The sequence below is a fragment of the Amycolatopsis lurida genome, from assembly GCF_900105055.1.
Classification (GTDB): domain Bacteria; phylum Actinomycetota; class Actinomycetes; order Mycobacteriales; family Pseudonocardiaceae; genus Amycolatopsis; species Amycolatopsis lurida.
In genome coordinates, this window is sequence record NZ_FNTA01000004.1 from 3,825,085 (window position 1) to 3,838,563 (window position 13,479).

13 protein-coding genes are annotated in these 13,479 nt (G+C 69.2%); 3 read left to right on the forward strand and 10 right to left on the reverse strand.

Annotated features, from left to right (window positions below):
- The first annotated feature begins 140 nt into the window (after positions 1-140).
- Positions 141-1,247, forward strand: coding sequence for a DegT/DnrJ/EryC1/StrS family aminotransferase (locus tag BLW75_RS23120; protein ID WP_034309905.1), 1,107 nt, complete (start codon positions 141-143; stop codon positions 1,245-1,247).
- Positions 1,244-2,203 (forward strand): Gfo/Idh/MocA family protein, encoded by a 960-nt coding sequence (locus BLW75_RS23125; protein ID WP_034309745.1) that lies wholly within the window; start codon positions 1,244-1,246, stop codon positions 2,201-2,203. The genes BLW75_RS23120 and BLW75_RS23125 overlap by 4 nt, the downstream gene beginning before the upstream one ends.
- On the opposite strand, the gene BLW75_RS23130 is transcribed toward BLW75_RS23125, so the two are convergent.
- The 8 genes from BLW75_RS23130 to BLW75_RS23165 all read right to left on the reverse strand — a co-directional run bounded on the left by BLW75_RS23130 (position 2,204) and on the right by BLW75_RS23165 (position 9,185).
- Positions 2,204-2,959, reverse strand: a complete 756-nt coding sequence (locus BLW75_RS23130; protein WP_034309743.1) for a hypothetical protein — start codon at positions 2,957-2,959, stop codon at positions 2,204-2,206.
- Positions 2,956-3,465 (reverse strand): SigE family RNA polymerase sigma factor, encoded by a 510-nt coding sequence (locus BLW75_RS23135; protein ID WP_034309740.1) that lies wholly within the window; start codon positions 3,463-3,465, stop codon positions 2,956-2,958. The genes BLW75_RS23130 and BLW75_RS23135 overlap by 4 nt, the downstream gene beginning before the upstream one ends.
- 54 nt (positions 3,466-3,519) lie before the next feature.
- Positions 3,520-4,086, reverse strand: coding sequence for a copper resistance CopC family protein (locus BLW75_RS23140; RefSeq protein ID WP_034309738.1), 567 nt, complete (start codon positions 4,084-4,086; stop codon positions 3,520-3,522).
- 83 nt (positions 4,087-4,169) lie between these two features.
- Positions 4,170-4,745 carry a Uma2 family endonuclease gene (locus tag BLW75_RS23145; protein WP_034309736.1) on the reverse strand — a complete coding sequence of 192 codons (576 nt, stop codon included), beginning with the start codon at positions 4,743-4,745 and terminating at the stop codon, positions 4,170-4,172.
- Positions 4,746-5,281: 536 nt separating this feature from the next.
- Entirely contained in the window at positions 5,282-5,908 is a 627-nt protein-coding gene (locus BLW75_RS23150; RefSeq protein ID WP_034309733.1) for an acyltransferase, read from the reverse strand.
- Positions 5,895-7,091 (reverse strand): glycosyltransferase family 4 protein, encoded by a 1,197-nt coding sequence (locus BLW75_RS23155; protein ID WP_034309731.1) that lies wholly within the window; start codon positions 7,089-7,091, stop codon positions 5,895-5,897. Before BLW75_RS23155 ends, BLW75_RS23150 begins: the two co-directional genes overlap by 14 nt.
- A gap of 26 nt (positions 7,092-7,117) precedes the next feature.
- On the reverse strand, positions 7,118-8,047 hold the full coding sequence (locus tag BLW75_RS23160) for an NAD-dependent epimerase/dehydratase family protein (RefSeq protein WP_034309728.1): 930 nt from the start codon (positions 8,045-8,047) through the stop codon (positions 7,118-7,120).
- 7 nt (positions 8,048-8,054) lie between these two features.
- A complete protein-coding gene (locus BLW75_RS23165; protein WP_034309727.1) occupies positions 8,055-9,185 on the reverse strand; it encodes a DegT/DnrJ/EryC1/StrS family aminotransferase in 1,131 nt (376 codons plus the stop codon).
- 181 nt (positions 9,186-9,366) lie between these two features.
- Here BLW75_RS23165 and BLW75_RS23170 point away from each other — a divergent pair, with 181 nt between their 5' ends.
- Entirely contained in the window at positions 9,367-12,489 is a 3,123-nt protein-coding gene (locus tag BLW75_RS23170) for an ATP-binding protein (protein WP_034309725.1), read from the forward strand.
- Here BLW75_RS23170 and BLW75_RS23175 read toward each other — a convergent pair.
- Together BLW75_RS23175 and BLW75_RS23180 are read right to left on the reverse strand one after the other, a co-directional pair.
- A complete protein-coding gene (locus tag BLW75_RS23175; RefSeq protein ID WP_034309723.1) occupies positions 12,486-13,154 on the reverse strand; it encodes a hypothetical protein in 669 nt (222 codons plus the stop codon). The genes BLW75_RS23170 and BLW75_RS23175 overlap by 4 nt on opposite strands.
- The gene (locus BLW75_RS23180; RefSeq protein WP_034309721.1) at positions 13,151-13,369 is read right to left on the reverse strand and encodes a hypothetical protein; all 219 of its coding nucleotides are present in this window, start codon (positions 13,367-13,369) and stop codon (positions 13,151-13,153) included. The genes BLW75_RS23175 and BLW75_RS23180 overlap by 4 nt, the downstream gene beginning before the upstream one ends.
- Positions 13,370-13,479: the final 110 nt, after the last annotated feature.

Here is a 13,479-nt window from a genome sequence, read left to right on the forward strand (position 1 = left end):
TGGCTGGAGGCAGCCTGGGGTATTGGGCGCTTCGGCGGTCCCGGTAACGTGTGGCGCGCGCCAGCGCGGGCGGCCGGGCGCAGAAACGGCAGCTCACCGTACCGGACGCACCTGAACGCCCCGTCGAGAGAGACTTGCAGATGATCCCCATTACCGTGGTCGACGTCCGTGACGCGGAGGACCTCGTCGTCGAGGTGCTCCGATCCGGCGTCATCGCACAGGGACCGATGGTCAAGCGCTTCGAGGACGCGTTCGCGAACGTTTCCGGCACCGAACACGCGATCGCCGTCAACAACGGCACCACCGCGCTGGTCGCCGCCATCCAGGCGCTCGACCTGCGGCCGGGTGACGAGGTCATCACCTCGCCGTTCACCTTCGTGGCGACCCTGAACGCGATCCTGGAAGCCGGCGCGACCGTCCGCTTCGCCGACATCCGGCGCGACGACTTCGCGATCGACCCGGACGCCGCGGCCGCGGCGATCACCGACCGCACCAAGGTCCTCATGCCCGTGCACCTCTACGGGCAGACCGCGGACATGGGCAAGCTCGCGCCGCTGGCCGCCGAGCACGGGCTCCAGGTCATCGAGGACTCCGCGCAGGCCGTCGGCGCGTCGTTCCAGGGCAAGCAGGCCGGCTCCTTCGGCATCGGCTGCTTTTCCTTGTACGCCACCAAGAACGTGACCACCGCCGAGGGCGGCATGATCACCACGGACGACGACGAGCTGGCCGACAGCCTGCGTGTGCTGCGCAACCAGGGCATGCGTTCCCGCTACGAGTACGAGGTCGCCGGGCACAACTACCGGATGACCGACCTGCACGCCGCCGTCGGCATCCCGCAGCTGGAGAAGCTGGACCAGCTCACGGCGGCCCGCCAGGCCAACGCGAAGCGCCTCACCGAGGGCCTCGCCGGCACCCCGGGCCTCGACGTCCCGCGGGTCCTGCCGGGCCGCGAACACGTATGGCACCAGTACACGGTGCTGGTCGGCCCGCACGCCTTCCTCTCGCGGGACGAACTCGCCGCCGCCCTCACCGAAAAGGGCATCGGCAACGGGATCTACTACCCGAAGATCGTCTTCGACTACGAGTGCTACCGAAACCATCCGCAGATCCCCGACGCGCGTGTCGAGGACTTCCCGGTGGCGTCGTCCATCGTCACGCAGGCGCTTTCGCTGCCGGTGCACCCGTACCTTTCCGAGTCCGATCTGGACACCATCATCGAAACCGTCCGCGAGGCACTCGGCGCATGACCGCCCACAGGATCGCCCTCATCGGCACCGGGAACATGGGCTCGCTGCACGCCCGTGTGCTGGCCGCGAACGAGCGCGTGGACCTCGTCCGGGTGATCGATCCGCGTGAAGAGGCGGGACGCAAGGTCGCCGACCGCTACGAAACCCAGTGGACGCCCGAAATCGGCTCTCTGTCCGATGTGGACGCCGTCGTGCTCGCTTCGGCCACCGAGGCGCATTACGAGCTGGCGCAGGAGATCCTGGGCCAGGGCAAGCCGATGCTGGTCGAGAAGCCGGTGTGCAACAGCTTCGAGTTCTCCCAGGAAATCGTCTCGTTGTCGGCGAAGAAGGACGTCCCGCTGATGTGCGGGCTCCTGGAGCGCTACAACCCGGCCGTGATGACCGCGCGGGCGCTGGTCAACGAGCCGATCCACCTGATGGCCCGTCGCCACGGCCCGTACGCGCCGCGGATCAAGACCGGTGTGGCGTGGGACCTGCTGGTGCACGACGTCGACCTGGCGATCCAGTTCTTCGGCGGCGCGACCCCGCAGCGGGTCGCCTCCGGCGCGGGCTACTTCCACCCCAGCTCCGTCGAAGGCGCCGAGGACACCATCGAGACGGTGCTGTCGTTCGAATCCGGGCTCGCCACGGTTTCCGCGTCCCGCCTCGGCCAGCGCAAGGTCCGCTCGCTCTGGGTGTCCGAACTGGACCGCATGATCGAGATCGACCTGCTTCGCCGCGACGTCACCATCTACCGCCACGTCTCGCACGACTCGGTCACCGAAGACGGTCTCGGCTACCGTCAGCAGACCGTCATCGAGATCCCGGAACTGGTCACCGCGCGCGAGCCGCTCGCGACGCAGCTGGACCGGTTCGCCGATCTGCTCGAAGGCAAGGTCGACGCCGACACCGAGCGGGACCTGATCCTTCCGTCGCATGCCGTCGTCGACCAAGTGCTGACGCAGGCCGCGGCCTGATCATTTGGTGAGGCGCTGGCCCCGCGCGTCGTACGCGATGAGGGGGGTGAGCACGTACGGAGACTCCACCTGGCCTGGGTCGAACCAGAAGATGACGACCGACGGGTCCTCGCTCCACGGGACGACCCTGGCCTCGACCGGTTTCCCGCGGACGGTACTGGTGATCCGGGCCGCCGGACCCGAGAAGTAGCCGAACACCGGCACGAACGTGCCCCGGATCAGGTCGCCGCCGTCCACGGCGTGGAAACCGAACGACCGGTCGGATCCCTTGAATTCGTTGGCGGCCAAGAGCGCGTCGTAGTCGCCGGCCCGGTTGCGGTACGCGACCTGCAGGCCGAACTTGACGTCCGCCATCTGCGGCTCGTCGATCGCGAAGGCGTGGATCACCAGCTCACGGCCGTCTTCACCCTTGATCCCGAGCGGGATCGCCTCCCCGAAAGGCTGTTCCGACGGAGCCTCGGTGATCGCCGGGGCCGGAGCCGGCGCCGGGGCCGGGGCCGACGCCGACGGTGGGGTGGGCGCGCTCGCGGCGGGCGGAAGCGGCTGCTGTTCGGGGGACGAGCCCTTGAGCGCGACCGCGCCGACGATGACCAGCACCGTCACCAGAGTGGCGGCGACCCCGCCCGCGCCGGTCGCGAGACGGCGGCGACGGCGGATCCGCCTGCCCTTGGTCATGATCGCGCCGAGGTCGGGTTCGGCGAAGTCCTCGGCAGGCGGTTCCCGCAATGCCGAACGCAGCGTCTCGAGGTCGGTCATCGTCCCAGCCCCCCGATCAGTTCCGTTCCGTCCTCCGCGGTGATCCGCAGCTTGCTCAGGGCGCGGGAGTTGGTGCTCTTCACGGTGCCGATCGAGACACCCAGTTCGCCGGCCACGTCGGATTCCTTCAAATCGAAGAAATGCCTGAGCACCACGACGGCCCTTTCCCGGTCTGTGAGCGTACGCAACGCGTCAAGCAGCCATTTCCGCTGGACGACGGCGCCGGCGACGTCCAAGCCGCTCGGCTGCTCGGGGATGTCCTCCGTGGCGTTCTCCCGGATCGGGCGCCGCCAGCCGTCGATCACATGGTTGACGAGGACCTGTCGCGCGTACGCGTACGCGTCTTTACGGCGTACGCGCGACCAGGCCGCATACGTTTTCGCGAGCGCCGTCTGGGTGGCGTCCTCGGCCTGATGACGGTCGCTGGTGAGCAGGTAGGCGGCATGCTGAAGACGGTTCGCCGAGTTCCGCACGAACTCGACGAACTCGTCATCGCCGCGAGCCACCCTGGTCCTCATCTCCGTTCGACGGTTGGCCACAGGAAAGGTTGCCTCGACCGCTCAGTCCTTCCGGCGGGTGAACCGGAGCGCGACGACGAGCCCGGCCACGACCACGGCGACCGCGAGGACGATCCACACCCAGGCCGGCACCAGGCCTTCCGGAGTGGTCTCACCCGCCTGCGGTGCCGGGGAGGCGCTGCTCGCCGGGGCCTGGCCGGCGGCCGGGGCCTGGCTCGACGGGCTCGGGGCGGCAGCCGGGGCGCTGAGGGTGAACTTCACCGAGCCGCTCGCGGCATGCGAATCGTCGAAGGCCACCTTGTAGCGGAGGGTGTACTCGCCCGCCGGCCCGACGGCCTGGACCGGCGCCGTGACGACCGTGTCGGCGACCTCCGCCCGGCCGACCGTCCACGACGCGTTCTCCGGTCCGGTGATCTGGATCGGGTTGTCGTCCGCGAGGGTGACCGGCCCCGAGAAGGTCAGCTTGATCTGTGTCGGCGGTGTCGTCAGCGAAGCGCCCCTGGCCGGGTCACTGCTCTTCAGCTCCGAATGGGCCATCGCCGGGGTCGCGGCGCCCATCAGGGCCAACCCGGCGACCAGCAACGACGCGCCGAACCGCTTGAACCTCATCTGACACCCTTCTCAGCGGGAACTCCCCGCCCGAGCCTAGTAGCCGGATGCCACGGTGCGGTGGTTCCCGCTCGTGAGCGCGATCAGGGGCGCTGCGCGTGCCGGGTGGTCAGCGCGTCGAGGTCGAAGGTGAGCGGGGTTCCGTCGAAGTCGAGACTCACCTTGCCGGTGTGCTCGCCGAAGTTCTCGTACTCGCCGTCGATCAAACGGTAGGTGGTCATGCTCGCCGGTTCTTCGAGGTCGACGATCCAGTAGTGCTCGATGCCGACTTCGGCGTATTCGGAGAACTTGGTGACCCGGTCGGTGCGGACGGTGCCCTCGGAGAGGACCTCGATGACCAGCCGCAGGTCTTGAGCCGCGTATCGTGCCGGGTTTCTTTCCACGAGCTCCGTCGCCGCGACGAGAACGTCCGGTACGCGAACCGTCAACGGAAGTTCCGAGACAATGAACTCGGCTTCAGAAAGAGCCATAAGCGCTTCAGGCAGCTGTTCGTTGAGCAAGTAGCCCAGGCGAGTGACCGCGAGCTGATGGAACGACATCGGCCGGGGGGCCTCGACCAGCACTCCTTCGACGACTTCTGCGCGGTGTTCCGGGTCTTTCGGCAACGCGGCCCAGTCGTCGAGCGTCAGGAGGCGGTGAGGCCACTGCACGACACTCATCGAACTCCTCCTTCGCCGGTGATCACCAGACCATCTTCCCACGGTTCCCCGAAGAACGTATCACCACGGAAAGTAGTAAATCATTACGGTGAGGAGTTGCGGAGAAGCAAAGCTCGTCCTTGGTCGCCCCTTGTGAGTCCGACGTTTCGCAGTTCGGCCACCTTTCACCGAAGGAGAGGAGCCTGGGTGCTCTTGATCGTCGCCAAGCACTTGTCGGTCACCGCCTGTAGCGGCGAGCCCGCCGCCGGTTCCACCGGCGCCCACCTCACCGGCCAAGGTCACGGCGGTTCGGCAGAAGGACGGTCAGCAAGAGGCCGCAGTGAAGAAAAGAAGACGGCATCACCAAGTACACGTGCCGGCACAACGCCGTGGTCAGCCTGGTCCTTGCACCCTTCTTCCGGAGAAGGGGTGGCCGGTGCCGTCGATGTCGCCGAATATCGGCGGACGGCTCGGGGACCCGTCTCCGGCCTGATCTTCGCCGCGGATGGCGGGTCTCGCGTGGCTGGATGGACGACACGCTCGCCGACCGCCCCGGGCTACTCCGTGAAGTCGCCCGCCGGGGCACCCCAAGAGCCGGGGGTGTCCCCGCGTTCCTCGGCCAGCGCCCGCCGCCGCGCGTTCTCGGCGCGGACCCGCTCCACTTCGGACTGGATGTACTCGTCGTCGTACTTCTGGAACACGCGCGCGGGGTTGCCCGCGACCAGGGTGCGCGGCGGGACGTCCTTGGCGACCACGGAATTCGGCTGCACGGTGGCGAAATCGCCGATCGTGACACCCGCCATGATCACCACGAGGCCGCCGATGAAGCAGCCTTTGCCGATCTTCACCGGTTTGCGCTCGATGAGGTCGCTGCCGGAGTGGTTCTGCAGCGTCATGTTCGCGAGCCAGCTGGAATGCGTGAAGATCAGCGTGTTCAGCCCGATGCTGGTGTGCTCGCCGATCTCCAGCCCGCCGCTCGCGTCGAGCGCGGCGCCTTCGCCGATCCAGCAGTGTTCGCCGATCTTCAGGTTCTCCGGGCTGATGATCTTGACCCGCTCGCGGACCCTCGTCGACTCCGGCAGTCCGTAGAACCGAGCGCGCTCGGCGTCGTTCATGTACTGCGAGACGAGTTCGGTCAGGATCTGCGGGCGCAGCCGGTTGCTGCGCTCGTCATCGAAGAACATCGGCCTCGGTCACCAGTTTCTCGAAGGTACGCAGGTGTTCTTCGGCGACGACGTCGAGGCCGAAGTTGGCCCGCACCATCGCGCTTTCCCGCTGTGCCACCAAAGCCCGCTTCTCCGGGTCGTCGAGCAAGTCGATGACGATGTTCGCCACCGCCTCGCTGTCGTCCGGCCGCACCAGCAGGATGTTCTCCCCGTTGCGCAGTTCGATGCCCGGGTAGTTGTCCTCGCTGACCGACGCGATGGTCGCGGTGCCCGAAAGCATCGCCTCCAGCGACGCGGTGCCGCAGCCGCCGTTGAGGTCGTGCGTGACGATGTCGGCGGCGGCGAAGTACGCGGGGACGTCGGCCTTCGGCACGGCACCGGTGACGATGACGGCGTCCGCGACGCCGAGTTCTTCCGCCCGCTTCAGGAAGACGTCGTGGTAGACGCGCCCGACGACGAGCACCTTCACGCCGGGGTGTTTGTCCAAAATGGACGGAAGCGCCTCGACGAGCGGGAGCCGGTTGCGCAGGGGGATCACGTGTCCGAGCGAGACGATCACCGGACCGTCACCGAGACCGTGCTCCGCCCGCACATCGAGAGTCAGCGGCTTCTCGAAGTTCCCGGTGTCGACGGCGATCGGGAAGTAGTCCGAGTTCGCGTCGCTCGTGCCGTAGCGCTCGACGCAGTAGTCGACACCGAGCTTGTCGAGAATGACGTACCGCGGCTTGAGATAGCGCAGGATCGGGTTCACCAGCACGCTGTCCAGGAACCGGAACACGCCGCCGTACAGCTTGTTGTCGCTGATCAGCAGCGTGTGGATGGTCAGAAGCATCGGCAGCTTGTGCCGCCGCGCGTACAGCCCGGCCAGCCACGACAGATCGAAGAACTGCCCGTGCAGGTGGACGGCGTCCGGCTTGAACTCGTCCAGCAGCTTCCACAGCCGCCGCCAGTTCCCCGGCCGCAGCGAGGCGAAGCTCATGTCGAAGTCGATCGACAGGCCCAGTTGCGGCATCTTCACCGCGGGCAGGCGGACGACGCGGTAGCCGTCCTTCGTCTCGTCGGCCGGGGCGTCGGCGTAGGCGGCGGTGATCGCGAGCACCTCGTGCCCGCGCGCCGCGTACTGCTCGGCCAGGGACGCCGCCATGTGCGCGCTTCCGCCCACCCTAGGCGGGAAGAAGTTGTTCACCACTGCGATACGCATGGGGCGGTTCTCCCCTGGCCCGGCACTCACTCGGAGGCCTTCACCAGTTCGCGCATGCCCTCTTCCACGGTGATCTTCGGCTCCCAGCCGAGGACCTCGCGGGCACGGGTGATGTCCGCGGCGCGGCGCGAGACCAGCACCTCCCGCTCGTTGAACTGGGGCTCGACGTCGACGCCGACGGCGTCGATAAGGATCCGCGCCAGCGTCGCGATGGAGGTGTCGATCCCGGTGCCGATGTTGATCGGCAGGTTCGCCTGCTCCGACTCGAGCGCCGCGACGACCGCCCGGGCCAGGTCCGTGACGTGCACGAAGTCCATCGACTGGTCACCGCGGCCGTCGATCACCGGCGGCCGGCCGGCGCGCAGGCGCTGGATGAAGTGGTTGATCACCGACGTGTAGTAGGCCTCGATCTTCTGGCCGGGGCCGTACACGTTGAAGAACCGCAGCGCGTTCCACGACAGGCCCTTGGTGCGCTCGTAGAAGCCGAGCATGTCCTCGCCCGCGCGCTTCGAGATGCAGTACGGCGTGAGCGGCTTGAGCTCGTCGTCCTCGTGCATCGGCAGCCGCTTCGGGTCGCCGTAGACGGACGCGGTCGAGGCGAACACCACCCGCTCGACACCCTCGTCCGCCGCGGCGGCGAAGACGTTGTGGTTGCCGACCATGTTGATGTCGATGGACTCGTGCGGGTCCGCGACCGACTTGTTGATCGACACGGTGGCGAAGTGGATGACGTGCGTGCAGCCGCGCATGGCCTCGCGCACGGCGCCGCCGTAGCGGACGTCCTTCTCGACCAGCTCGACCTTGCCCGTGGCGACGAACTCGTTGATCCGGGCGCGGTCGCCGCGGGTCATGTTGTCGAAGACGCGGACGGTGTAGCCGCCCTCGATCAGCATCGGGATGACGTGCGCGGCGATGAAACCGCCGCCCCCGGTGAAGAAGACCTTCTTGTCGGGCATTTCTCTCCTAGCTCGGCAGTGCGGCGCTGACGGTCCCGATGACCCGGTCGACCTGGGCATCGGTGAGGTTGGCGTGCATCGGGACGGCGAGATGACGGGCGAAGAGGTCCGCCGATACCGGCAAGGTCTGCTTCTTGCCGTAGATGGGCTGGAGGTGCGAGGCGTAGGTGCCGAAGTTGCACTGCACGCCCTGTTCGCGGATCCGCAGCGCGAGCGCGTCGCGGTCGATCTCCGGGGCCACGGTGAGGATGTAGGCCTGCCACGGGTGCTCGCGGTCCGGCAGTTCCACCGGGACGTCGAGACCGGGCAGGTTCTCGAACGCCTCGTGGTAGCGCTTGGCCACCGAACGGCGGGCCGAAAGCAGGTCCGGGAGCCGGTCCAGCTGCACGTTCATGATCGCGGCCTGCACGTCCGAGAGCCGGAAGTTGTAGCCCAGCTCGTGGAATTCCGGGATCGGGAGCGCGCCGGAACCCTCGCGGGTGATGGCGGGCTCGATGCCGTAGGTGTGCAGCTTGCGCGCGTGCGCGATGAGGTCTTCGCGGTCCGAGACCAGCGCGCCGCCCTCGCCCGCGGTGATGCCCTTGCGGCCGTGGAAGGAGAACGCGGTCAGGTCGGCGAGGCTGCCTGCCGGGCGGCTCTTGTACGTCGCGCCCGCGGCGCAGGCGGCGTCCTCGAACAGCCACAGGCCGTGCTTGTCGGCGATGGCGCGGTACTCGTCGAAGTCACCGGGCTGCCCGGCGACGTCGACGGCGAGGATGCCGACCGTGCGCGGGGTGATCAGGGCTTCGATCGACGCCGGGTCGGCGCTCCAGACGTCGGGGCGGATGTCCGCGAACACCGGGGTCGCGCCGGCCTGGAGCACGGCGTGTCCGGTGGCGGGGAACGTGTAGTCGCCGACGATGACCTCGTCGCCCGGCTTCACGCCGAGCACACGCAGCCCGAGGAAGAGTGCCGAGCCACAGTTGCTGGTGGTCAGGGCGTGCGCGGTGCCGACGATCTTCGCGAAGCGTTCCTCGAAACGGCGGCACGCGGGGCCGGCACCGGCCAGCCAGCCGGACCGGAAGACCTCCGCCACGGCGGCGAGTTCTTCGTCGCCGACAGTCGGCTGACCGAGGACCACGGGTTCGAGCTCAGACATTCTTCCTACCCTCTCCCGTAGCCCTCTCCCATTGCGTGGGGACCCGGCGAAGTGTATAGACGCCGATCGGCGTAGTTCGGGCGGGCTAAATCCGCCCAGGTCAATGACGCCCTGGGTCCATCCATGCCCCCGCCACCGCCCTCAACGGAGAAGCTGCGCTTCCATGCCTAATCTCTAACTCATGCGATTCCGCGTGCTGGGGGCGACGGAGGTGCGCCGCGACGACGGCACCGCCGTCCCGATCGGCGGGCCCAGGGTGCGGACGTTGCTCGCGTTGCTCGCGCTGGAGGCGGGCCGGGTCGTCCCGGCGGAGCGGCTCATCGACGGCCTCTATGGCGAGCAGCCGCCCGAAGGCGTGGCGAACGCGCTGCAATCGCAGGTCTCGCGGCTACGCGGCGCGCTGAAGGAGCTCGCGCCCGTCGAGTTCAGCCCGGCGGGCTATCGGCTCGCCGTGGACCCCGACGACGTCGACGTGCACCGGTTCGAGCGGCTCGCCGCCGAGGGGCGGCGCGCTCTCGGGGCGGGAGACGCCGCGAAGGCGGCGGAACTGCTTCGCGACGCTCTCGCGCTCTGGCGTGGCCCGGCCTTCGCGGACATCACCGATGCGCCGTTCCGCGACCCGCAGGTCACCAGGCTGAACGAGCTGAAGACGTCGGCGATCGCGGACCGCGCCGAAGCCGAACTCAAGCTGGGAAGGCACGAAGGAGTCCTCGCCGAGCTTCGCGAGGTCATCGACGAGCAGCCGCTGCGGGAACGGCCCCGCGCGCTGCTGATCCGCGCGTTGCATGCCGCGGGACGGCAGGCCGACGCGCTCACCGCGTTCGAGGACGCCCGCCGGGTACTCGCCGACGAGCTCGGCGCCGACCCCGGCCCCGATCTCACCGCAGCGCATCTGGCCGTGCTCCGCGGTGAGACGCCACCGGTCAAGCCAGCGCCCATCGAGACCACGGCGTTGCCCGCGCAGCTCACCAGCTTCATCGGCCGTGAAGGCGATCTCCGGCACCTGCTCGGCAGGCTGGAGAGTTCACGGCTGGTGACGCTGACCGGACCGGGCGGGGCGGGCAAGACGCGGCTGGCCATCGAGACGGCGGCCGCCGTAGACCTCCCCGCGGTCTTCGTCGAGCTCGCTCCGTACACCGAAAACGCGGACGTCGCCCACGCCGTGCTGACCGCGCTCGGCCTGCGGACGGTCCCGCTCGGAACGGTCACCGCCCCGGTGGAGAACGCGCCGCTGGAGCGGCTGATCGACGCGCTGGCCGACCGCGCGGTCCTGCTGGTGCTCGACAACTGCGAGCACCTGGTCGAGGCCGCCGCGAAACTGGCCGCCCGGCTGCTCGGCGCGGCCCCCGCGCTGCGGGTGCTCGCCACCAGCCGCGAACCGCTGGGCATCACCGGGGAAGTCGTCTCTCCCGTGCCGCGGCTCGCCGTGCCGCCGCCGGGCACGCCGCCCGCCGAGTCGCTGGAGTTCGCCGCGGTCCGCCTGTTCGCCGACCGCGCACGAGCGGGCGATCCGGGCTTCACGGTCGACGAAGGCACCGCGGGCGACGTCCAGCGGGTCTGCGCCGCGCTCGACGGGCTGCCACTGGCCATCGAACTCGCCGCCGCGCGGGTGCGGACCCTGCCGGTCGGCGAGATCGCCGCCCGGCTGGACGACCGGTTCGGCCTGCTTTCGCGGGGCAGCCGGGTCGCCGAGAGCCGTCATCGCACCCTGCGCGCCGTCGTCGAGTGGAGCTGGGATCTGCTCGACGAGGACGAACGCCTGCTCGCCAGGCGGCTGACCGTTTTCGCGGGCGGCACGACCCTGGCCGACGCCGAAGCGGTCTGCGCCGTGCCGGACATCGCGGAACTGCTTCCGTCCCTTGTGGACAGATCGCTCGTCGAGCGCACCGGGGACCGGTATCGGATGCTCGAGACCATCCGCGCCTTCTTCGCCGGAAAGCTCGCCGAAGCGGGCGAAACCGAGCACTTGCGGCGCGCGCACGCCGAGCATTTCCTCGCACTGGCCGAGGAAGCGGATCCGCTGCTGCGCACCGGCGAGCAACTGGTCTGGCTCGATCGGCTCGACGCCGCCTATGACGATCTCTTGGCCGCGTTGCGCTGGGCCGCCGAATCCGACGTGCGGATCGCGCTGAGGCTTTCGGCTTCGCTGGTGACGTACTGGTGGATGCGCGGTCGCCGCTTCGAGGGCTCGACGCTGTGCTTGGAAGTGGTCAAACGGCTCGGGGAGCGGGCGCCGGACGGGCTCGAAGAGGACTACCAGCTCTGCGTGCTCACCGCCGCCGCGGGACTGCGGGGCCACGAGGCGCTCGACCGGCACCTGCCGCTCGTGGACGGCCTCATGCTGAGCCTCGTCAAGGCGCCCCGGAACCCGGCGCTGCTGCTGTTGATGGGCGTCGTGACCGGACCACCCGGTGACGACGACGCGCTGATCGAACGCAGCCGAGTGCTGCTGGCGAACAGTGACGCCTGGAGCCTCGCCCTCGCGCCGACCGGTTACGGCCTCCGCGCGCTGATGCAGGGAGACCTCGGCACGGCGGAGGAATTTCTGCTCGAGGGGGCGCAGGCGTTCCGCTCGCTCGGGGAACGCTGGGGCCTTTCCATGGCCCTCGACCATCTGTCGCAGATCCTGATCTGGACGAACCGGCAGGCCGAAGCGCTCGAAACGATGAACGAGGCCCTGCGGCTGATGCGGGAGCTCGGCGCGTCCGACGACAACGCCGACCTGCTGTGCCGTCGAGGCGGCAGCAAACTGCTCCGCGGCGACGCGGCGGGCGCGCGAGCGGATTTCGAACTCGCCATCGAGATCGCGCGCCGCGCCGGGATGCCCGAAAGCCGGGCGGCCGGGTACGTGGGGCTGTCGCTCCTCGCCCGGCACGAGGGCGATCTGGCGGCGGCCCGCGCGCTGAGCGAACGCGCTCTCGCGGAGTGTCCCGGTGGTTCGTTCGCGGCCGAAGGGGTGCGGGCCGGCGCGAAGATCTCCCTCGGCTGGGTACTTGCCGCCGAGGGCGACGTCGACGGGGCCGAGGAACTGCACCGGCTGGCGCTGGCGTCGGCGGACCGCTGGCACGACAGCATCACCATGGCCTGCGCCGTCGAGGGTCTCGCCGGGGTCGCGCTGGTGCGGGGCGACGCCGAGCGGGCGGCGATCCTGATCGGCGCGGCGGTGACCATCCGGGGCACCCCGTTCGCCGTCGATCTGGACGCCGCCCTGCTCAGGACGACCGTGCGGGAGCGGCTCGGTGACGACTTCGACCGGGCCTACCGCCGCGGACTCGGCCTGCGGGGCACCGCTCAGCTGGCCTAGGCGTGGGTCAGCTGCGTGCCCTGCGGCGCGAAGCGGCCGACGGCCTCGGCGAGGAGCCGCTGGTCGAGTTCGGTGTCCTGGACCGCGACGTACAGCGGTGCGGCGTTGACCGGGACCGCGCCCAGGCGGGTCATCCCGGGACCGACCGGGTCGAGGGTGAGCCGGGTGACGTCCCGCCACGGCACGACCGTCCGCTCGACGCGGACGCCCACCGCGTCCAGTTCGAAGAGCACCCACTGCTGGTCGTGCAGCGACTTCACGTAGCCGATGGCCGCGCAGCCGACGGCGATCGCGATGATCCGCAGCACGCCGGGCCCTTCCAGCGAGCCGACCAGTGCGATGAAGCCGAGAACGGCCACGACCATCCCGGTCAGTTTCGCGGCGCCGACCAGTCCCGCGTTCGGCTTGTGCACCCGGAACCGCACGGTACGCATCAGGTGTTTGGTGAGCAGCCCGCCGCCGATCGCGGCGGCCAGCGCGAGCATCGTCACCACCAGCGAAACCGGGGAGAAGTCGGCGACGACGTTGTAGCCGGCGACCAGCGCGACGAACCCGCCCACGACGGCCAGCATCAGCGCGAGCTTGCCCTTGCGCACGTCTCGTTCGCGGCGTTCGAGGGAGGCCTGGTCGGGTGCGGCGAGGAAGCCGCCGTCGATGTTCCTCATCGGGCGTCACGCTGTGCTTCGGCAGCCGCGCGACGCTCACGCTGGCGGCGGTCGAGGACGTACAGCAGCACGCCGGCGCCGGCGCTCACGGCGGCGTAGAGCAGGTCCTGCAGGCCGTCGTCCGGGTAGCCGGTGGAGAACTCGATCATCGCGAGCGCGACGAAGAGGACGCTGAGGACGGCCCCGCCGATGATGTACACCTTGTTGCTGAGCATGGTTTCCCTCGCTTGTCGTTGCCTGGTGGGACCACTTTCGCGCGGATGACATGACATTCCGATGACAAGCACCGCCCCACTGACAGCGCTTGGTGCGTGGACGGTCAGCG

Coding starts and splice junctions, on each gene's coding strand:
- BLW75_RS23120 (WP_034309905.1), top strand. CDS start 141: ATGATCCCCATTACCGTGGTCGACGTCCGTGACGCGGAGGACCTCGTC.
- BLW75_RS23125 (WP_034309745.1), top strand. CDS start 1,244: ATGACCGCCCACAGGATCGCCCTCATCGGCACCGGGAACATGGGCTCG.
- BLW75_RS23130 (WP_034309743.1), bottom strand. CDS start 2,959: ATGACCGACCTCGAGACGCTGCGTTCGGCATTGCGGGAACCGCCTGCC.
- BLW75_RS23140 (WP_034309738.1), bottom strand. CDS start 4,086: ATGAGGTTCAAGCGGTTCGGCGCGTCGTTGCTGGTCGCCGGGTTGGCC.
- BLW75_RS23145 (WP_034309736.1), bottom strand. CDS start 4,745: ATGAGTGTCGTGCAGTGGCCTCACCGCCTCCTGACGCTCGACGACTGG.
- BLW75_RS23150 (WP_034309733.1), bottom strand. CDS start 5,908: ATGTTCTTCGATGACGAGCGCAGCAACCGGCTGCGCCCGCAGATCCTG.
- BLW75_RS23155 (WP_034309731.1), bottom strand. CDS start 7,091: ATGCGTATCGCAGTGGTGAACAACTTCTTCCCGCCTAGGGTGGGCGGA.
- BLW75_RS23160 (WP_034309728.1), bottom strand. CDS start 8,047: ATGCCCGACAAGAAGGTCTTCTTCACCGGGGGCGGCGGTTTCATCGCC.
- BLW75_RS23165 (WP_034309727.1), bottom strand. CDS start 9,185: ATGTCTGAGCTCGAACCCGTGGTCCTCGGTCAGCCGACTGTCGGCGAC.
- BLW75_RS23170 (WP_034309725.1), top strand. CDS start 9,367: ATGCGATTCCGCGTGCTGGGGGCGACGGAGGTGCGCCGCGACGACGGC.
- BLW75_RS23175 (WP_034309723.1), bottom strand. CDS start 13,154: ATGAGGAACATCGACGGCGGCTTCCTCGCCGCACCCGACCAGGCCTCC.
- BLW75_RS23180 (WP_034309721.1), bottom strand. CDS start 13,369: ATGCTCAGCAACAAGGTGTACATCATCGGCGGGGCCGTCCTCAGCGTC.